The organism is Nostoc sp. CCY 9925 (genome assembly GCF_963920935.1).
In the GTDB taxonomy this organism is placed as follows: Bacteria; Cyanobacteriota; Cyanobacteriia; order Cyanobacteriales; family Nostocaceae; genus Nostoc.
Map to the genome: position 1 here is coordinate 1 of NZ_CAWUDO010000065.1, position 16,163 is coordinate 16,163.

A 16,163-nucleotide genomic window follows, 5' to 3' on the forward strand; every position below is an offset into this window, starting at 1 on the left:
GCGAGCAGTATTGGGAATAGTAATACTTTTACCTCCTGCCTCCTGCCTCCTGCCTCCTGCCTCCTGCCTCCTGCTATATCTACTTTTCTTGTCCCCATTTCCCCTTATCTTCCCATCCTCTTGTCGATGCCCAATCCTTCATACCCAATATCGCAATCCAAGATTATTTAGGTATCCTATAATCTTAGACCGCCACTAACGCCACTAAACTGATGATTGAAGTTGAGCATCTGAGTAAAATATACGGTTCTACCCCAGCGATTACTGATGTCACTTTTAACGTCGAACCAGGGGAAATTTTAGGCTTGCTAGGACCGAATGGTGCAGGTAAAACGACAACCATGCGGATTCTGGCTGGTTATTTACCGGCAACCGATGGCAATGCCCGCATTGCTGGTTATGATGTCCATGAAAATTCCTTGGCTGTACGCCAAAAAATTGGCTATTTACCGGAAACACCGCCGTTATATCCAGAAATGACGGTGGAGGGATTTTTGCATTTTGTGGCGCGAATAAAGGGAGTTTCAGCAGGCGATCGCAATCATAAGGTAACAGCAGCCATCGAACGCTGTAATTTACAAGAGAAGCGGCGGGTAATTATTCGCAAACTTTCTAAAGGATATCGGCAACGGGTAGGAATTGCTCAAGCGATCGTCCACGATCCTCCAGCAATCATCCTCGATGAACCCACGATTGGACTCGATCCTCGGCAAATAATTGAAGTGCGGAATTTAATTAAAAGTCTCGCTGGTACTCACACAATTATTCTCTCTACACACATTCTCCCAGAAGTAAGTATGACTTGTAGCCGCGTTGCCATCATTAATGGCGGTAAAGTTGTGGCAACTAATACACCAGAAAATTTGATGACTCAGTTGACAGGCGGCTCTGGGTATGAAATCGAAATAGAAGGAGAAGCTGCCCTAGCGAAACAAGTATTACAAAATATTGCCGGCGTGAGTTTGGTAGAATCAATTCCCACAGCCGGAGGTCATCAACTCCAGGCAAATCGGGCTTACCTGCGGGTGATATCCCAACCGGGGAAAGAACCAGGACGGGATATTGCTGCAACATTAGTGCGTGCAGGATTCGGCTTACATGAATTGCGGCGAGTTAACGCTACCTTAGAAGATGTGTTCTTGCAACTGACCACAGAAGAAAAGAATTTAGAAGCAGCCACACAAGGAGAAGCCGCATAAATGGGTGTAGTACTGGGTAATATTATTGCCATTTATCGCCGAGAGTTACAGAGTTATTTTGTATCACCTTTGGCATATGCGATCGCCAGTGTATTTTGGTTCGTCGCCGGGTTATTTTTCGTGATGATTTTAGTAGGGCCAAATGGCATTTTTGTCGCAGCGGCGACAATAGATGCACAAGCACAACAAGGGGCACCAATACCAACAATAGATTTTGCCTACGAATTTGTGCGAGCATTTTTGGATTCAATGGGTGGGCTGTTGTTATTTGTCCTGCCAATTCTCTCAATGGGACTTTATGCCGAAGAACGTAAGCGGGGCACTTTAGAACTATTAGCCACGTCACCAATCACCAATTGGGCAGTAGCTGTAGGTAAGTTGTTAGGCGTGCTGACATTTTTTATCACAATGATTGTGCCCGTGCTACTGTTGGAAGCGATCGCCATCAGTGGATCGAATCCACCAATGACGCCCTCAGCTCCCTTAGTGGGTCATTTTGGCTTAATCTTGCTAGCAGGGGCAATTTTATCTTTAGGAATGTTTATTTCTTCATTAACAGACAGCACAATTCTGTCTGCTGTTCTCACCTTTGCAGTCATCTTATTACTGTTATTTTTTGATACAGTTGCCAAAATTATCCCTGGTCCTATAGGTGAAGCCTTAAGTTATCTATCATTGCTGAAACATTACAACATACTCATTCAAGGCATTTTCGATACCAGCGCCTTGATTTTATTTGCCAGTTACATTTTTTTGGGCATCTTTCTCACAGCTCAATCAATAGATACACTGCGTTTTCAAAGGCAGTAGTTATTAGTCATTAGTCATTTGTCATTAGTCATTTGTCATTAGTCATTCGGGATTTGGTAAAAAACAGTGACAAGTAAAAATATATGAAGGAGAATTGATGAACCAAAAATTAGCAAGACAAATGAATAAATGGCAACAAAGCGTTTCCAAGAATTACGGGTTTATCAATTATCAGAACAATTAGCAGATGATATTTGGAAAATTGTTGAAGGATGGAATTTTTTTGCAAAAAATACAATTGGTAAACAAATAGTCCGTGCGGCAGATAGTATCGGTGCCAATATAGCTGAAGGTTCAGGAAGAGGCAGTTTCCAAGAAAATAGACGTTTTATCAAAATAGCGAGAGGTTCTTTAAATGAGACTCAACATTGGTTAAGAAGGGCTTACACTCGTAAACTTTTAACTAGCGAACAGATAAATGCAATTAAAACAATCATTAACGAACTAGCACCCAAATTAAACTCCTACCTAAACTCAATTGGTCACATACCAGATGACCAATGACCAATGACCAATGACCAATGACCAATGACCAATGACAAATCATTATGAAGATAGTCGCAAAGAAAAAACTGTGGAAATATCTATTTTGGCTAGGCCCGTTCCTAGTTACTGTGGGGTTAACAGTAGGGTTAATCTCTGAACAATGGGGACTAATTTCACTAGCATTCCTGATTCCAGGAATTGTGATTATTGGGTTGTGGATAATATGGCAAAGCTACCAAACTAATTTATGGAAGCGCCGTTCTACCCAAGCCGGAACTAATGCTTTAGTGGCAACTCTAGCAGTATTAGCAATTTTGGGATTGATTAATTTTTTAGGAACTCGCTACCAGTTCCGAGCAGATTTAACAGAAACTCAATTATTCAGCCTTGCGCCTCAGTCACGGGAATTGGTGAAAGTCCTGCCACAGCCAGTTAAAATCTGGGTGTTTGATATTAACCAGAATCCCCAAGATTTGCAATTATTAGAAAATTATCGCCGACAAAGCTCAAAGTTTAATTTTGAATATGTCGATCCCCAACTTAGACCAGGACTGGCAGAAAAAATTGGTGCCAAAGATTATGGCGAAGTTTACCTAGAATATGGGGAAAAAAGAGAATTAGTACAAACAATCAATCAAAATGAACGCCTTTCAGAAATCAAATTAACTAGTCGCCTACAAAAACTAACAAGTTCAACAACAACCAAAATTTACTTACTCCAAGGTCATGGCGAAAGCCAACTTTCACCAGCTAAAGGTGCAATATCCCAAGCAATTGAGGGATTAAAGGATAAAAATTACACAACAGAACCGCTGAGTCTAGTAGAAAACCCGAAAGTTCCTCAAGATGCCGCTGTCGTCATAGTAGCTAGTCCCAAGCGAGGACTGTTTGAAGCCGAAGTCAAAGCCTTGCAAGAATATCTAAATCGAGGCGGTAACTTACTGCTGATGATCGATCCTAATACCGATCCCAAACTTGACAGCTTGCTAAAAGAGTGGGGCGTTCGTTTAGATAATCGTTTAGCAGTAGATGTTTCAAGTGAAAACTTCGTGGGACTTGGCCCTGCCGCGCCCTTGGTGACAGAATACGGACAACATCCAATTACCAAAGATTTCCGCAACGATATTTCTTTTTATCCCATTGCCCGATCTCTGGAAATTACGCCTGTAACTGGTATCGAAGCCACTCCTCTGCTGCGAACCAAGCCCTATCCCATTAGTTGGGCAGAAAGCGACCTAGAAAGCGAAAAATTACAATTCAATCCAGATAAAGACCTCAAAGGACCTCTCACCTTAGGCGTTGCCTTAACAAGAATACAAACACCCAAATCTACTTCCTCTACACCTTCTCCCCTGCCATCACCAACCACCCAAAACAAAACTTCCCCCGCACCTACACCTTCTCCCCTGCCATCACCAACTACCCAAAACAAAACTTCCCCCGCACCTACACCTTCTCCCCTACCATCACCAACCACCCAAAACAAAACTTCCCCCGCACCTACACCTTCTCCCTCATCTCAAACACCAATCGAGTCACGCTTAGTCGTTTTCGGAAGCTCTAACTTTGCCACCGATGGGTTGTTTGATAGGCAACTAAATGGAGATGTATTTCTCAACTCAGTTACTTGGCTGAATCAACAAGATAAACAACCCCTTTCTATTCGCCCCAAAGAACCAAAAAATCGGCGGATAATCCTGACAACTACCCAAGCCAATCTTTTAACACTGTCATCTGTGTTAGTTTTACCCCTCATTGGCTTTGCAGCAGCGGTTATTCTCTGGTGGAAGCGAAGGTAAAAAGCAAGTGGGGAGTAGCGATTGGAAATTAAGCTTCCCCACTCCCTAATCTTTACTCTCAATAAATAACAAATGACAAAAAAATGAAATTGCCACGAACAACTTTAATTTTGGTACTGCTAGCACTGGGTTTAGGCAGTTTTGTTTATTTTTATGAAATTAAGGATGCCACTCAGCGAGCAGAAATTAAAGAGCAAAAGCAGCAAATTTTCTCTTTTGGCGAAGATGATGTGCAGGCTTTAACAATAAAGACAAAAAAACTCACTTTGAATCTGGAACGTAGCAATCAATCTAATCATTCCAAGTGGTTAATTAAATCTCCAATATCAGAACCAGCAAATGACGCTATTGTTTCTTATTTGATGGATTTGTTGGTCAAGGGTAAGAGCGATCGCACTTTACCAACTCCAGTAAATCAACTTGGAGAATTTGCTCTAGATCAACCACAAACAACTATTAATATTACCCTGAAAAATAAGCAAAGCCATCAGTTAATTTTAGGAAAATATAACTTTAACGGTCGTTTTTTATATGCTCAAACCGACCCGGCTACAAAACCCGATGGCAATGTAAATGTACTATTGGTATCTATAGATTTTGAAAATGCCGTAAATCGCGAATTATCGGAGTGGAAACAACCCATAGATAATGTTAAATCAACACCTTTACCAAGCAATTTACCTCTACCGACTCCGACAAATGCCAATTAGGCAATCATAGACGCTCTCCTGTCTGTTAATATAACCTTCAATAGGGGCGTACAGTTGTATGTCCCTACTTAAAATATGACTATTTTTTCTAAGTTATAGCAATTTTAAAAATGAAGACGACAGATTAATTAACTAAACCCAGATCCAGAATTCTATTCCCAATCTAAAATCTAAAAATTTATGACCAATCCGACAGCAACATTGCTAATTTCCTGCCTTGATCGGCGAGGACTAGTGGCAAAATTCGCCAATTTCATCTATTCTAATGGTGGTAATATTATCCATGCAGATCAGCACACAGATTTTGCTGCCGGCTTATTCCTCACCCGCATTGAATGGCAGTTAGATGGGTTCAATTTACCGCGAGAGTTTATTGCACCGGCTTTTAATGCGATCGCTCAACCTTTAGACGCGAAATGGGAACTGCATTTTTCTGATACTTTACCCCGTATTGCTATTTGGGTAAGTCGCCAAGACCATTGTTTATTTGACTTGATTTGGCGACAACGCGCCAAAGAATTTATCGCTGAAATTCCTTTAATTATCAGTAACCATTCTAGTTTAAAAGTAGTGGCAGAGCAATTTGGCATCGATTATAAGCATATTTCAATTACTAAAGAAAATAAACTAGAGCAAGAAATCCAACAACTAGAATTACTCCGAGAATACAAAATCGATTTAGTTGTTTTAGCGAAATATATGCAGATTGTTAGTGCAAATTTTATTAATCAATTTCCGCAAATTATCAATATTCATCACTCATTTTTACCAGCTTTTGTAGGAGCAAACCCTTATCACCGAGCTTTTGAACGTGGTGTGAAAATTATTGGTGCAACTGCTCATTATGCCACTGCTGATTTAGATGCAGGGCCAATTATTGAACAGGATGTAGTGCGAGTGAGTCACCGTGACGAAGTTGAAGATTTGGTGAGAAAAGGCAAAGATTTAGAGCGAGTTGTATTAGCAAGAGCAGTGCGATCGCATTTGCAAAATCGTGTCTTAGTCTATGGTAATCGGACAGTAGTATTTGAATAGCTCTCTGGTATAAATATTTATTTTTTCTCAGCTAAAGATCTAAAATTTTAAAAACTTACAGTAGCAATAAATAATAATGGCATTATTTATTGCTATATCATTTCATCATTATAAATCTTGACGTGAGAGAAGAGACCAAACAATATTAGCAGAAAATCCACTAGATTGAGTTATACATGGAAAAACAGCAGGGAGGTGTCCTTGAGATACTTTTAGATTGAAGGTTAAATCATCCTTAGATATCCATTTGAAAACCTGCCATTCATTCAACTCTTTCCATTTGACACAAATACCAAACTCGTGCCAGTCTTGATGTACATCTTGCCAGATGCGTTTTTGTACACTAAAGCCAAAGTGATTTTTGCTGTAAGTTATCCAAAGTTGATCGATAATATAAAGGTCTTGAGATGGAAAGCTTTTAATATTTTCTACTTCAAAGTAACCTTGTTTAGTTCGTCCAGCTACTTTCAACATAGCTATCCTAGTTTCTTCATTAGCTTCTTTCCATTTCCCAGCAGCTAGTAATTCTTGTAATTTCTCATAACCTACAAAGGATGAATTTGATGGGATTTCTGGTGTATTTTCAGATTCATCTCTAATATTGAAGTAGTAATAAAGATTAGCAACAGTTAGGTCTGATGCGTGCTGTAAATTAGATTTCACTAATGTTTTATAACCACTAATTATAGCTTGTTCACTAATATAAAATTCGTAGTTTCTACGGAGTTCAGGCTCGAACATAAATAACAACTGGTCACGAAGCGAATAAAAATGAGACTTGTCGGTTAAATTCTCATATACTATTTGTTCTGGCGGTTCTGCCACATTGATTGTGGAGTGATGAGTATCTGGATTATCAAAATCAGAGCTAGTTAAAAGTTTTAATTCAGATTGGGGAAGCGATTGCATCCAATTAACATGATTTTGCCACGAATTTAATACTGCTAAATCATGATTTTTTATGCGGGTAATTTCGGGAAAGAGAAAATCAAGCTCATCATGTGATTCGCAGCGATTAATTACAGTGAGAGCATCTTTACAGATTTTATCTTGAAGATGAGACAGGCGATCGCTCACTGCTGAAACTTCATTCTGTACTTGATAAGTTACAACAATTGTTTGCTCAATTGCCCAAGCACATTCAAGTCTGCGTAATTGACCAGCTGCACAAGTTTCTTCCAGTAGAAGGGGATTGTTGTAATCTGCTAAAGCTGTATATAACATTCCTCTGACACTATCAATTTCAGCGTTCTTTCGGCTAAAATCTTGCAATTGCATCGCAGAACGGAAGCGGTTCACCGCCTGAATAAATAGTCCATACGCTCTCACTAAAGCTGTGCGATGCTGCTCAAATTTGATGTCTTGGGCTACTTGCTCAATCATTTGCCTAATTTCTACCCCTTGGTCTTTTAAGGCTTGTTTCAAGTCAATAAAACCATTTTTGACTTCCAGCCTCAATTGCTCTACTTCTTTTCTGAGTTTCATTGTTTGGTGAAGGTTTACTGCTGTTAGTGCTACACCTGCTACTGTTCCCACACCAATCAAAGCTGTAGTTGCTTGCAGCACACCTAAGCTAGTCTGTATAGTTTGCAAGCCATTGATTACAGCTGTAAAACCTTGCTGAGTTTGATACATCTGTACTCCACTCGTGACCAAATTAGAAGCTGCTACCAATGGAGATAAAGGACTGTTGTTGACCGTAGCACCAATAGCATGAGCAATAAACTCTCCGGTAACTGCATCTCTAGCCATACTTATAGGTACTCCATTGCTAAAGACTTGTAGATATTTCCCAGCATCAATACCAGCTTGAATTGCAGGGGCAAATTGGAACAGCATATTTTTAGGTTGCTAAAGGCTAATTTTCTTGAGCCTAACTGGTATAAAAAAGTAAAGATAACCGTATTTATTCGGTATATTAATTAATTTTGTCTAAATCTGGGCATACTAAGCCTGAAAAACTTTATTGCCTCAGATATTTTATGGATACTTCACTAGTTAGCTCTCAGACTGTTGAACTTTTGTCGCAGATTACCGGGCAAAAACTGACTCAAAAGGATCTCACACCACCTGTGATATTTCTGGCAAATTTAGTCACAGTGCTGCTAGGAGTGATATTTGTAGATGGCATAGTAGCTGAGTCAGAAAAGCAACGTTTACTAACAACTCTTTATCGATTTAGCATTCCAGAAAGCGATGTGCGTAGGTTAACACATTTAATGATTAAGGGAGTCAAAGAGAATCAAGTTTATAAGCAAGTTAACAACTTACTAGCATTAGCGGCTCCACTTTCGGAATCAGAAAAGCTGTTATTAATTAGTTTTGGCTATGAAATGTCAACAGCTGATGGCGAAATTGATTCAGGAGAGAAAAAATATTTGGAAATAATTGCTAAACACTTAGATATTAAACCACAATATTTAGCAGTTTTAGAGGCTGGATTTAATCATCAATTAAATGTAGATACTGCTGCTTTAGATGAAGTGCATTTTTTACTCAATTCTGCTCGATTCCAAGAACTAGATACTATATTTGTTAAGGCTGCAAGCGATATCTTAGCCTCTCTACCTGCTAAAACAGAACGCCAAATAACTAAAATGCGTAGAAAGGTTTCTTATGGAGAATTGAAAAAATTCCAAGAAGATCGTAAACAATTAGACAATTATTGTTATCAGTTACTTCAGATAATTCAAGACTGTACTAATCGTGGCTTCTTACCTCATACTTTGATAGAGGAGTTAGGGGAAGTCTCACAAAAAGTACAATGCCAGCGGTTTCGAGTATCAGTGCTAGGCGAGTTTAGTCAAGGAAAATCAACATTACTAAATGCCTTACTCGGTGAAGAAATTCAACCTGTGAGAGAGATTCCCTGTAGTGGTGCTGTGACAGTTTTAAAATATGGAACCCAAAAGCTGGTAGTCTGTCGTTATAAAGATGGGCGGGAAGAAGAAATTCCTTTTGAGGATTATCAACTAAAAGCAACAATTTCAGAAGATGCAGCACTTGGATGCCTAAGCGAGGAATTAGCACATGATGAAATTGATGAAATTGTTTTTGAGCATCCTGATTTAGAGTTATGTAGTAGCGGGGTAGAAATTGTAGATTCTCCAGGATTAAACGAACACCCTGACCGCACTGCCATTACTCAAAAACTGCTGAAGGATACTGATGCAGTGATATTTTTAACTAATGCTTCACGTCCTATAACTCAGGTAGAACGCGATTTACTCCATGATGTGAGAATTCAATTAAATCATGGTAAAGAAAACGAACCTGCTAATAATATTTTTGTAGTAGGAAATTTCATAGATTTAGTTCGTAGTGAAAAGGGACGTGAGCAAGTACGACAGAGGATCGAAAGATTTGTACAAGGTCAAAATCCTATAGTTACAGGTGAAAACCGGGTTCATTTTATTTCTGCTTAAGCTGCGCTAGATGCAATTTTATGTGGAACTGAAGATGAGTATTTGAAAGCCTTCCAAAATTTTACTGAGTCTATTGAGAAATTTTTGACGTTTGATAGTGGAATAGTAAAAATTAAGCACTCTATCAGTCAAATAAATCAAGTCATCGACAAAGGTTTAGATGGGCTATATCAATCGCAGGATACTTTAGATGGAAAAATTCAAATTTCTGAAGCAGAAAAGCAGAAAATCTTAGAAAAAATAGGAGAAGCCAGTGGACGCGATGTCAGAATCCGTCTATTGGCTTCTGAAGCGATGGACAAAGTATTGGAACAAGCTGCTGAATCTTTCGATGAATGGCGCGAAGGGTTAGGCGATCGCATGGCTAATAAAAGTCAATACTGGCATTCTGAACACAGTCCTGTTTGGAGCCAAGACAAACTCATTCAAGATTACACAAATCAATTTATTAGAGACTTGTCAAAGGAAATAGACGAATGGGGAAATACGAAACTTAAAGATGTAATTTTACAAAAAAATCTTAAGTATTTAGATACTAGTATTGCGTATGAACTAGATGCAATTCAAGGTCAGTTTAAAAGCCTTGACGAACATATACAAACAAATTTCAGTCAACAGCTTCAAATTTCAATAAATGGTATAAATGATGATTTTATGGGTATGGGAGGAATTGGCGGTGGTGTTGGAATAGGTGGAGCTTTAGCTGCTGGATTAATAGTATTTACAGGAGTTGGTTTTATTGCCGTAATTGTTGCAAGTTTAGCTGCTGCAATTGCGGGTTCGTTTGGTTTTGGAATGCTAGATTTTGATGGACTAAAAGACCAAATAAAGGGAAAAATTTTTGAATTAGGATTTCAAAAATTTGATGAATCAATGGAGAAATTCTCTGATAAATTAAATGAAATTGTTGGTTCAGTCTTTGACAAACGAGTTGAATCAGCTAGTCGAGTAATTGCACAAGCGATCGCACTTTATGAAAATCTCCTCGAACGGCAGGAAAAAGCCCACAGCGAAACTTTGGAACAGCGTGAAGCTGAAAAAGCCTGGATTGACCAAAAACGCCAAGAACTTGAGCAGATACAGAATGGACTAGAAGTCATTCTTAGTAAATGTGTCATTGTTTAATCGCCTTACTTCCGGTTATATCTTAACGAGTGCTGCGATCGCTGCGATCAATTTTGAAGGCTCGACAGGTTTAGAGATATAGAGTTGAAATCCGGCTGCAAAAACCTGTTTTTGTGTGGTTTCTGCGGCGTAAGCAGTTAGGGCGATCGCCGGAATTTCTCCTCCTAAATTGGCGGGCATTGCTCTTATTTTCCGAATCAAGGTATAACCATCAACTTCTGGCATACCTAAATCGCTCAACAGCAAATCTGGCTTTGACTGCATAATCGCATTCAGGGCTTCATTCGCTGATGCGGCAATCGTGACGATCGCTCCCTGTTGTTCTAATAGAAAGGCCAAAAACTCACGGGTATCAGCATCATCATCCACGACTAACAAACGTATTCCTTTTAACGAACCATAAAGCATAGACAATGGATAAGGATTGTGTGATGCATCGCTATCTTTGCTTCCTAATTCCAGACTTTGTGGAAATAGTGGTAAGCAAACTGTAAATGTCGCACCTTGTCCTTCTCCAAGGCTTTCTGCCGAGACTGTACCGCCATGTAACTCAACTAATTGGCGCACAATCGCTAAACCAAGCCCTAATCCACCATAGCTTCGGTTTGTACCACTATCTGCCTGCCGAAAATATTCAAATATGTGTGGCAGAAAATCAGAAGTAATACCTTTACCAGTATCGCTAATTCTCAATTGTACCTGAGAATCAATCTGTTCTAAATAGACTTCGATTTGTCCACCGGCTGGTGTAAATTTAATTGCATTAGCAAGCAGATTCCAAATAATTTGTTGAATGCGACTGCTATCACCTTTTATCTGCCCAATTTGTCTATCCAAATGCAGATGAATTTGAATCGATTTTGCTTCTGCTGCCAATTGCACTGTCTCTAAAGCAGCTTCAATAGTGAAAACAAGATTAACAGTCTCTAAATTAAGTGCTAGCTTACCCCGGAGAATACGAGAGATATCCAATAAGTCTTCAATCAACTGAGCTTGTAATTGAGCATTTCTTTCGATGGTTTCAAGGGCACGAGCAGTCGTAGCTGCATTTAATGAGCGATTTTTTAGTAGCTTTGCCCAACCCAAAATCGGACTCAAAGGAGAACGAAGTTCATGAGAAACAATTGCTAAAAATTCATCTTTAATCCGGTTTGCTGTCTCAGCGACTTCTTTGGCACGTTGGCGTTCTTCTGCTATTGCTAAAGCCTGATCTCGAAGGTTTTTATATTGCTGAACTCTGAAGGTTAAATCTGTAAAATCTTCAATTGAAAACAAGGCATAAAACCCGCCCCCATCAAATGCAGGTACGGTGGTTACAGTTGTGTGTTGAATGCGATATTTATCTTCTGATAAAGGTACAGGAATAATATATTTATGCAGTTGAGACGAAAAAATTGCTGGCGGCCCGCCTTCAAAAATTTGGCACAAACGGCTAGTATAACGAGGCTGATTCAAATGAGGAAAATATTCATAAATAGAATTTCCCAAAATTTTACTTCGAGAAATTTTTGTCCATTCCTCTAAACAACTGTTCCAGAATAAAACAATATAATTTGACTGTAGAACAAAAGCTCCTAAGGGAATTTTATCTAAAAGGCTAAATTTTTCCTGAGCTTGTTCGATGATGTTCATTGTGCGATCGCAAGTTTAAATATTTTTCTATATGTAGCAAATTTTACTGGAATTTTACTAAAAAAATCAGAACTCAGGAGCAAAACCACACACTCTGAAAGCTGAGGTCAGAATTATAAATTCTGACTACTTTTTTTTATTATATTATTTGCAGTTCTTCATTTATTGCATTAATCAGCACGTCGAAAGTACCTACCAAAAAGATTAAAAGAATATCTCCAATAATTTCTAATTGTTCAATTGCAAATCTCGCTTGTGCTAGTAAAATTTTGGAATTGCTCTCATCGGAAGACAACAATAAATTCTCAATTGTATCTTCTAAATATATGGGCAATGTGTAGTTAACATGTTGCTTTAGCACATTAGTGAGTGAACCCATTACCCCATTGATAACAATGTTACCAATTTCGCTCAGGGTGCTAATTTTGACTGCATCTAAATCTGCTGATCCTGCTTCTTCGCCTGTAAGCACTGAAACCAATGTTGAGGCGCTATCAGTTGGAAAAATCAAGCCAGCAGTGCCATAAAAAGAACCTGTAAAGCCTAGTCTTACAGTTGCCAAGCTCTCATCACGAAATCGCGGTGCTAATTCTTCATAGGCATCTGAAAGAGTTAATACTTTCACAAATGGAGTTTGTAGTTGAATATGAGAATCTACCATCTCATTCAGTAGACTTGCTGCTCGACCAACTCCAATATTAATTAATTCTTGCAACGCATCCAGTTCTTCTGTTGTTACATTCATCAAAACTTATTCCTTTCTATTAATAACTTCTTGAACTGCCTTTCGCAATTCATTTTCTTTCACAGGTTTATTAATAAAGTTCACGGCTCCCAAGTTATAGCTTTGGTTGCGCGAGCCTTCTTGAATATCGGCTGAGATGATAATTGTCGGAATTTTTAATTCTTCTGCTTGCATAGCTTCCAAAAATTCAAACCCATTCATGTCTGGCATGAGAAGATCTGCTAACACACAATTTGGCTGATGATTATGAACCATTTCTAATCCTTCACGTCCGTTGGTTGCTTCTAAGATCTGATAACCATCTACTTGCAAATACTTACGGATCATTCTGCGAGAGAAGGCTGCATCATCGATAATTAAAACTAATGCCATCAGCTTGATTATCAAATAAGGAATAAATATAATTTTACAATTTCAGCCAACATTGTCTACAATTAAATTATCAAATTAACATCTTTCGATAAAAGTATATTTTAAAAAATTTACATAAGATTAGTATTAACATAAGATATATAGATTTTGAGTTTATTAATGCAATGGAGTTAAATGAAATTGACGATGATGATATAGAAGCGTTTCTCGTTGAGAGCTATGAAAATCTAAATCAAATTGAACGAGATATTATTGAGTTAGAAAAAGCATCTGTCAATGGAGAAGCATTAGTTCGGATTTATCGATCGCTCCACACCCTCAAAGGAAACTGTGGCTTTTTACCGTTTCGTCATTTAGAGTCGCTGGCCCACGCTGGGGAAAATTTGCTTTCCTGTCTGCGCGATCGCCGATTAGCAATAACCCCTGATATTATTAGTACTTTACTACAAACAGTTGACACTATTCGCCAAATCCTTTCTGAAATTGAAACTACCAAACATGAAGGCGATCGCGATTATTCACCGCTAATCGCAACTCTAACGCAATTGCAGGGAATTCAACAAACACCAGAAGTTTCTCCATGGCCTGTTAATACGCAAGTGTTACCACAAACATATACAGCAAATGCTGAGTCTGTCGATCTCAATGATGAAGCTGAACTCTCAACCATCACAGCATCAGAATCTTCTCATATTCGAGTCAATGTTAATTTATTAGATCGGGTTATGAACCTGGTAGGCGAACTCGCTTTAACCCGTAACCAAATCCTTAAATTTAGTAACCAGTTTCAGGATACTAGTTTTACTGCTACCTGCCAGCAACTGAGCGTACTGACGGCGCAATTGCAGGAAGGGGTGATGAAAACTCGGCTGCAAGCAATTAGTATTATTTGGCAAAAGTTCCTTCGCTTCACACGCGATTTAGCCATCGCTAGCGGTAAACAAGTTCAGCTGGAAATGGAGGGGGGAGATACTGAACTAGACAAAAATATTATTGAAACAATTAAAGACCCATTAACTCACTTAGTACGCAACTGCATCGATCATGGGATTGAGTTACCAGATGAGCGCATTGCTTGTGGAAAGCCAGCTTGCGGACGGCTATTTCTCAGAGGCTTTCACGAAAACGGCAAAGTAAACATTGAAATCGGCGATGATGGTCGTGGTCTCAATCCCAAGCAACTCAAAGAGCGAGCCAAGCAACTCGGTTTAGTCAGTGCTGTGCAGGCTAACTCCATGAGCGAATTAGAAGCGATAAACTTAATTTTCTTACCCAGCTTCTCCACTGCTCAACAGGTGACTAACCTTTCCGGGCGAGGGATGGGAATGGATATTGTCAAGAGCAATATTGAAAAAATTAATGGAACCATCGAAATTCATAGCCAGCAGGGACAAGGAACAACATTTAAAATCAAGATTCCCTTGACATTGGCAATTATTCCCGCATTGGTTGTGAGAAGTGGCGGCAATCGCTATGCTATTGGCCAAGAGAGTTTACAAGAGCTAGTACGCCTAGAAACACAAGCACTCAATAAAATTGAGATGTTTTACGATGTGCCTGTGTATCCCTTGCGGGGTCATCTTGTGCCATTGGTCGATCTCAATCAAGTATTGCAGTTGCCCAATAGTGCGACCAACTCCCAAACCTTGAGTATTGTAATTATTCAAGTTGATAACTATCAATTTGGATTGGTCGTAGACACAATCGAAGACATCCAGGATATTGTGGTCAAACCTTTAGGAAAACAGTTAAAAGCGCTATCAGTATTTTCCGGAGCCACAATTTTGGGGGATGGTTCAGTGGCATTAATTATTGATGTTGTTGGTTTGGCAAACTACTCTGGTGTAATTGCCAACAAGCAATTATTTGGCGAAAACGCTGGAAATAGCCAAGAGCAACACAGCGATCGCCAAAGTATTTTACTATTTGAGGGGCCCCAAGGCGCACGTATGGGCATTCCTCTAGCGAACGCCCTGCGAATCGAAGAGTTTTTAGCTTCTGCGATCGAGAAAGTGGGTAATCAGGATGTCTTACAGTCTTACGGTCAAATTCTGCCAATAATCGACCTTCATCAAATATTTTTGCATAGCGATCGCCATCTCTGTGAGCATCAGACTTTAGCCGAAACCCTCCAGATAGTTATCGTCTCTGGGAATTCAGAAGTTAGTGTTGGGCTAGTAGTTGACCGTATTCTCGACATTGTAGAAGAACCACTAATCATAAAAGGCGTTCCTAGTAGACCTGGTGTACTTTTATGTGCTGTCATTCAAGGGCAAATCACCGAAATTCTTGACATTGAGACTGTAATTCACATCGCTAATCCTCATTTGTTGCAATTAGCTACTCATGACTGAAGAAAAAATTTGCACCTTTTTTCTTAAAGGAGTTTACTTTGGCATTGACGTGCAGGACGTTCAAGAAGTGATTCGCCCCCAAGCAATCACTCCCGTACCTTTGGCAGCACCAGATATCTGTGGGTTAATTAATTTACGCGGACAAATTATTACTGTTATCGATTTGCAGCGTCGATTAGAAATTAGCCAGTCAGAGACACAATTAACAACAAAACTTGTAGATGTAGCCCAGGGATTTAATATCATTGTATGTTCTGATGATGAAATAGTTAGTCTACTGGTGGATGATGTAGGAGATGTTTTAGAGTTACCCCAAAATACCTTTCAACCCCCACCGGCAACGTTAAAAGGTAAAATGCGGCAGATGCTAGCAGGAGCTTACCCGCTCTCAGACGGGTTTCTGCTAGTTTTAGATACTGAAAAAATTCTAAATGTTAATTTTAAAAGTCAGGTTATCGAGTAATTGAGGAG

Annotated in this window: 14 protein-coding genes and 1 pseudogene; 10 read left to right on the top strand and 5 right to left on the bottom strand. The window is 39.2% G+C overall.

Translation table 11 applies throughout. The features are described from left to right. Positions 1 to 212 precede the first annotated feature (212 nt). The 6 genes from ACM0OY_RS26620 to purU all read left to right on the top strand — a co-directional run bounded on the left by ACM0OY_RS26620 (position 213) and on the right by purU (position 6,039). Complete coding sequence (locus ACM0OY_RS26620; protein ID WP_414571798.1) at positions 213 to 1,199, top strand: ABC transporter ATP-binding protein; 987 nt, start codon at positions 213 to 215, stop codon at positions 1,197 to 1,199. Then, entirely contained in the window at positions 1,200 to 2,009 is an 810-nt protein-coding gene (locus tag ACM0OY_RS26625; RefSeq protein WP_414571799.1) for an ABC transporter permease, read from the top strand. A 129-nt stretch (positions 2,010 to 2,138) separates the two neighbouring features. Continuing rightward, a complete protein-coding gene (locus ACM0OY_RS26630; RefSeq protein WP_414571800.1) occupies positions 2,139 to 2,513 on the top strand; it encodes a four helix bundle protein in 375 nt (124 codons plus the stop codon). Positions 2,514 to 2,557: 44 nt separating this feature from the next. Next, entirely contained in the window at positions 2,558 to 4,294 is a 1,737-nt protein-coding gene (locus ACM0OY_RS26635) for a GldG family protein (RefSeq protein WP_414571801.1), read from the top strand. Between the two features lie 83 nt (positions 4,295 to 4,377). After that, positions 4,378 to 5,004 (top strand): DUF4340 domain-containing protein, encoded by a 627-nt coding sequence (locus ACM0OY_RS26640; RefSeq protein ID WP_414571802.1) that lies wholly within the window; start codon positions 4,378 to 4,380, stop codon positions 5,002 to 5,004. Positions 5,005 to 5,184: 180 nt separating this feature from the next. Then, complete coding sequence (gene purU / locus ACM0OY_RS26645) at positions 5,185 to 6,039, top strand: formyltetrahydrofolate deformylase (protein WP_414571803.1); 855 nt, start codon at positions 5,185 to 5,187, stop codon at positions 6,037 to 6,039. Positions 6,040 to 6,147: 108 nt separating this feature from the next. On the opposite strand, the gene ACM0OY_RS26650 is transcribed toward purU, so the two are convergent. Both ACM0OY_RS26650 and ACM0OY_RS26655 read right to left on the bottom strand, forming a co-directional pair. Beyond that, complete coding sequence (locus ACM0OY_RS26650; RefSeq protein ID WP_414571838.1) at positions 6,148 to 6,639, bottom strand: GUN4 domain-containing protein; 492 nt, start codon at positions 6,637 to 6,639, stop codon at positions 6,148 to 6,150. After that, positions 6,622 to 7,878: pseudogene (locus tag ACM0OY_RS26655) on the bottom strand (hypothetical protein); the annotation flags it as partial. The pseudogene ACM0OY_RS26655 and the gene ACM0OY_RS26650, both read right to left, overlap by 18 nt. 143 nt (positions 7,879 to 8,021) lie before the next feature. On the opposite strand from ACM0OY_RS26655, the gene ACM0OY_RS26660 reads away from it, so the two are divergent. Continuing rightward, on the top strand, positions 8,022 to 9,464 hold the full coding sequence (locus ACM0OY_RS26660) for a dynamin family protein (protein ID WP_414571804.1): 1,443 nt from the start codon (positions 8,022 to 8,024) through the stop codon (positions 9,462 to 9,464). 42 nt (positions 9,465 to 9,506) lie between these two features. Further along, complete coding sequence (locus ACM0OY_RS26665) at positions 9,507 to 10,589, top strand: hypothetical protein (protein WP_414571805.1); 1,083 nt, start codon at positions 9,507 to 9,509, stop codon at positions 10,587 to 10,589. Positions 10,590 to 10,604: 15 nt separating this feature from the next. On the opposite strand, the gene ACM0OY_RS26670 is transcribed toward ACM0OY_RS26665, so the two are convergent. From ACM0OY_RS26670 to ACM0OY_RS26680, 3 genes are all read right to left on the bottom strand, one after another. Further along, positions 10,605 to 12,221: an ATP-binding protein gene (locus ACM0OY_RS26670; protein ID WP_414571806.1), complete on the bottom strand. Its 1,617-nt coding sequence runs from the start codon at positions 12,219 to 12,221 to the stop codon at positions 10,605 to 10,607. A gap of 139 nt (positions 12,222 to 12,360) precedes the next feature. Further along, positions 12,361 to 12,966, bottom strand: a complete 606-nt coding sequence (locus tag ACM0OY_RS26675) for a chemotaxis protein CheX (RefSeq protein ID WP_414571807.1) — start codon at positions 12,964 to 12,966, stop codon at positions 12,361 to 12,363. Positions 12,967 to 12,972: 6 nt separating this feature from the next. Next, a complete protein-coding gene (locus ACM0OY_RS26680) occupies positions 12,973 to 13,338 on the bottom strand; it encodes a response regulator (protein WP_414571808.1) in 366 nt (121 codons plus the stop codon). Between the two features lie 164 nt (positions 13,339 to 13,502). Here ACM0OY_RS26680 and ACM0OY_RS26685 point away from each other — a divergent pair, with 164 nt between their 5' ends. Both ACM0OY_RS26685 and ACM0OY_RS26690 read left to right on the top strand, forming a co-directional pair. After that, the gene (locus ACM0OY_RS26685; RefSeq protein ID WP_414571809.1) at positions 13,503 to 15,692 is read left to right on the top strand and encodes a chemotaxis protein CheW; all 2,190 of its coding nucleotides are present in this window, start codon (positions 13,503 to 13,505) and stop codon (positions 15,690 to 15,692) included. Next, positions 15,685 to 16,155, top strand: a complete 471-nt coding sequence (locus ACM0OY_RS26690; protein WP_414571810.1) for a chemotaxis protein CheW — start codon at positions 15,685 to 15,687, stop codon at positions 16,153 to 16,155. Before ACM0OY_RS26685 ends, ACM0OY_RS26690 begins: the two co-directional genes overlap by 8 nt. Positions 16,156 to 16,163 lie beyond the last annotated feature (8 nt).

Coding starts and splice junctions, on each gene's coding strand:
- ACM0OY_RS26620 (WP_414571798.1), top strand. CDS start 213: ATGATTGAAGTTGAGCATCTGAGTAAAATATACGGTTCTACCCCAGCG.
- ACM0OY_RS26625 (WP_414571799.1), top strand. CDS start 1,200: ATGGGTGTAGTACTGGGTAATATTATTGCCATTTATCGCCGAGAGTTA.
- ACM0OY_RS26630 (WP_414571800.1), top strand. CDS start 2,139: ATGGCAACAAAGCGTTTCCAAGAATTACGGGTTTATCAATTATCAGAA.
- ACM0OY_RS26635 (WP_414571801.1), top strand. CDS start 2,558: ATGAAGATAGTCGCAAAGAAAAAACTGTGGAAATATCTATTTTGGCTA.
- ACM0OY_RS26640 (WP_414571802.1), top strand. CDS start 4,378: ATGAAATTGCCACGAACAACTTTAATTTTGGTACTGCTAGCACTGGGT.
- purU (WP_414571803.1), top strand. CDS start 5,185: ATGACCAATCCGACAGCAACATTGCTAATTTCCTGCCTTGATCGGCGA.
- ACM0OY_RS26660 (WP_414571804.1), top strand. CDS start 8,022: ATGGATACTTCACTAGTTAGCTCTCAGACTGTTGAACTTTTGTCGCAG.
- ACM0OY_RS26670 (WP_414571806.1), bottom strand. CDS start 12,221: ATGAACATCATCGAACAAGCTCAGGAAAAATTTAGCCTTTTAGATAAA.
- ACM0OY_RS26675 (WP_414571807.1), bottom strand. CDS start 12,966: ATGAATGTAACAACAGAAGAACTGGATGCGTTGCAAGAATTAATTAAT.
- ACM0OY_RS26680 (WP_414571808.1), bottom strand. CDS start 13,338: ATGGCATTAGTTTTAATTATCGATGATGCAGCCTTCTCTCGCAGAATG.
- ACM0OY_RS26685 (WP_414571809.1), top strand. CDS start 13,503: ATGGAGTTAAATGAAATTGACGATGATGATATAGAAGCGTTTCTCGTT.
- ACM0OY_RS26690 (WP_414571810.1), top strand. CDS start 15,685: ATGACTGAAGAAAAAATTTGCACCTTTTTTCTTAAAGGAGTTTACTTT.